This is a genomic window from Shigella sp. FC1967, from assembly GCF_001743005.1.
In the GTDB taxonomy this organism is placed as follows: domain Bacteria; phylum Pseudomonadota; class Gammaproteobacteria; order Enterobacterales; family Enterobacteriaceae; genus Proteus.
On sequence record NZ_MIIZ01000857.1, the window covers coordinates 1 to 2,468 of the forward strand.

General features: G+C 36.9%; 5 protein-coding genes. 3 read left to right on the plus strand and 2 right to left on the minus strand.

Annotated features, from left to right (window positions below):
- Positions 1 to 127: 127 nt before the first annotated feature.
- Together BHE89_RS23810 and BHE89_RS14640 are read right to left on the minus strand one after the other, a co-directional pair.
- Positions 128 to 265 (minus strand): hypothetical protein, encoded by a 138-nt coding sequence (locus BHE89_RS23810; RefSeq protein ID WP_171742510.1) that lies wholly within the window; start codon positions 263 to 265, stop codon positions 128 to 130.
- Between the two features lie 283 nt (positions 266 to 548).
- Entirely contained in the window at positions 549 to 1,223 is a 675-nt protein-coding gene (locus BHE89_RS14640; RefSeq protein ID WP_069368146.1) for an XRE family transcriptional regulator, read from the minus strand.
- 95 nt (positions 1,224 to 1,318) lie between these two features.
- Here BHE89_RS14640 and BHE89_RS14645 point away from each other — a divergent pair, with 95 nt between their 5' ends.
- The 3 genes from BHE89_RS14645 to BHE89_RS14655 all read left to right on the plus strand — a co-directional run bounded on the left by BHE89_RS14645 (position 1,319) and on the right by BHE89_RS14655 (position 2,341).
- Positions 1,319 to 1,546, plus strand: coding sequence for a helix-turn-helix domain-containing protein (locus BHE89_RS14645; RefSeq protein WP_036900931.1), 228 nt, complete (start codon positions 1,319 to 1,321; stop codon positions 1,544 to 1,546).
- 38 nt (positions 1,547 to 1,584) lie between these two features.
- The gene (locus tag BHE89_RS14650; RefSeq protein ID WP_069368147.1) at positions 1,585 to 2,043 is read left to right on the plus strand and encodes a YmfL family putative regulatory protein; all 459 of its coding nucleotides are present in this window, start codon (positions 1,585 to 1,587) and stop codon (positions 2,041 to 2,043) included.
- Positions 2,044 to 2,131: 88 nt separating this feature from the next.
- The gene (locus BHE89_RS14655; RefSeq protein ID WP_069730308.1) at positions 2,132 to 2,341 is read left to right on the plus strand and encodes a hypothetical protein; all 210 of its coding nucleotides are present in this window, start codon (positions 2,132 to 2,134) and stop codon (positions 2,339 to 2,341) included.
- The last annotated feature ends 127 nt before the right edge of the window (positions 2,342 to 2,468 follow it).

Genomic DNA, 2,468 nt, shown 5'->3' on the forward strand with positions numbered 1-2,468 from the left:
ATAGAAGTTACGTATCAGCCAGTTTAAATGGTTTTCTATATCTTTAGAGGTTAGGGATTTGATTGAACAATCATTACATGATTTTTAAAAATTCCAAAATGGAGTATGGAATCTATGAATTCTCTTTTTATTTTTTTGCATCTTCTTCTGTTAATTTCTCATCAGATGACAATTTTATTTGCTCAGATGTTATTGAATTTATATCATAATATTCCAAATCATCATCAATTGTCATTAAAGCTTGGCTTTTCCCTTGCTCAAACAATATTAACTGTCCAAATAATATTGTTTCATAGTTTCATTTTTATTGATCACTTTGAATGAGCCATCACTATTATTTGAAGATATTTTTTTCTCGCCTGTCAGATACTTTTTGATGCACTACCATTTTGGGGATATAATCGAAGATATAACATCTTGTAGGGTTGTTTCACAGTTCATAAATACGGCTCTTTTTATAGTGAACAACTTTAGTTCTATTATCTCTTTTTCATCATCTCTATCTCTAAAATTTACACACCCTAAAACGTGTCGTCAGGCCATTGTGACTAGTCAATCAATGGTGGAACAAGGGTTAGCTTTGTTTCACTTTCGCATTTATCAATATATTTTGTAGGCTTAACTATTGCTGATACATAATGCATAGTATCAACTTGACCTGGAGATAAAGTTATTGGCTTATGTGAGTTATTGATACTGGTAAACTGGTAGTCACCATCTCTTGTCTTGTTGAAGATCTTAATCATATTATGTCCTTCAACGGTGCGAACAAATACTTCATCACCAGATCTGACATTGGTGTTTGGTTCAACGACAACAAATTCACCAGATTGAATGCGTGGCCACATACTGTCGCCTTTAACTTTTAGGCCGTATGCATCAGCATCGTCACTATATATTTTTAGCCAGCCGTTGTGGTCCTCAATCATATCAACAGCGCCATCAACACCCAAGAACGCCTCACCTCGAACTTGAACTAAACCAGAAGGTATCTTACCAATAAGTTCTATTTTATCTGGCTCTGGTGAATTTTCAGTAAATAAATCAGCAACAGATACACCTAGTGCTTCAGCTATCTTTACTAAAGTGTTTTCTGTGTAGCCTTGTATATTTCTTTCAAGGCGAGAAATGTTACCCACATCGCTATTAATAGCGGTGGCCAGCTGAAGGATTGTCAATCCTTTTTTCTTTCTCAGTTCTCTAATTCTTGTTCCTATTTTCATTCCTCAATTCAACTTTATTTATGCGTACAACACAAAGCGTATTGCGCATATTTGATTCTATGGTAATATGCGTATAACGCATTTAAGGGGGCTATATGCAAACACCATTAAGGAAAATTCGGGTAGAGCTAAACCTAACAATTTCAGAAGTGGCTAATGCCATTAATTGTGATGTAGGAAATCTTTCACGATTAGAAAGAGGTATTCAAACAGCTTCTTTGGAGCTGGCTGAAAAATTAACAGCTTTTTATCGTGGGAAAATAACTGAGTTAGAGATCTTATACCCACATCGTTATCAGCAACAAAATAGCAAAACCGTTTAAGGCAGTTAACTACAAAAAATCATTAACAAGGGTAGGAAATGAGTAACCAATCAATAAAACAAGTAGTGAAAGAAATGTGTGAGGCAACAGCTGGTGGGCGTGAAGCAATGGCAGGGGCGTTGGGTATATCTCTTACCTCATTCAACAACAAGCTTTATGAGAAAAACGGGTGCCGTTCGTTTGATTTAAACGAGCTGTTAGCGATGCAAGATATTTCTAAGACCGTTTTATTTGCTGAATTTGTCGCTCGTGAATCGAATCGTTTGCTCGTTGACCGGATCAGTCCTGCGGAACTGGATGAAACAGAATTGTTTGTACTGCGTAGCGGTGTAGACGAAATGCAGGGGCGTTTAGCGTTATTTATGAAAGATAGCTTGGCTGATGGCGTTATTGATGGTGATGAAGAGCAAAAAATAAAAATGATGTTGGATGGATTAATTTCACAGATCCGCACATTTATGAATGCGTTTGTTTTGTTACATCAAAAGAGAAATTAAAGATGGCTATATCCAGAAAGGGTGAAGCCAAAGGTGTACGGCCTCTGGCTTCGGTTTGCAAATTTCAATTGTGTGAAGAGAAATTAGCATGAGTAGATTAGCGCATTTAATACCTAAAAAGCAATTCCGTTGTTTACCTGTCTCGGGTAGTCAGTCATTTCGCTATGTAGAAATCATAGCGTCTGACGAACAACCAAACAACTACCAACCAAAAACAGGTTTGGTAGATAGACAGTCGCTTAAAAAGGCATGGGCTGATTTTTATTTTTCAAGTGGAGAGCGGGGCAATGAACAATGAGAACCCAAACCAACTTGATCGCTACTACAAAAATCACCGAGGTATCGTTGTTCATGTTGTTCGTTATGACAGAGAAAAACAGCGTGTCATTTTTATGCTTGATGGTTGTGACGATCCGCAATGTGAA

Excerpts from the sequence above, each read along its gene's own strand:
- BHE89_RS14640 (WP_069368146.1), bottom strand. The coding sequence starts at position 1,223 with ATGAAAATAGGAACAAGAATTAGAGAACTGAGAAAGAAAAAAGGATTG.
- BHE89_RS14645 (WP_036900931.1), top strand. The coding sequence starts at position 1,319 with ATGCAAACACCATTAAGGAAAATTCGGGTAGAGCTAAACCTAACAATT.
- BHE89_RS14650 (WP_069368147.1), top strand. The coding sequence starts at position 1,585 with ATGAGTAACCAATCAATAAAACAAGTAGTGAAAGAAATGTGTGAGGCA.
- BHE89_RS14655 (WP_069730308.1), top strand. The coding sequence starts at position 2,132 with ATGAGTAGATTAGCGCATTTAATACCTAAAAAGCAATTCCGTTGTTTA.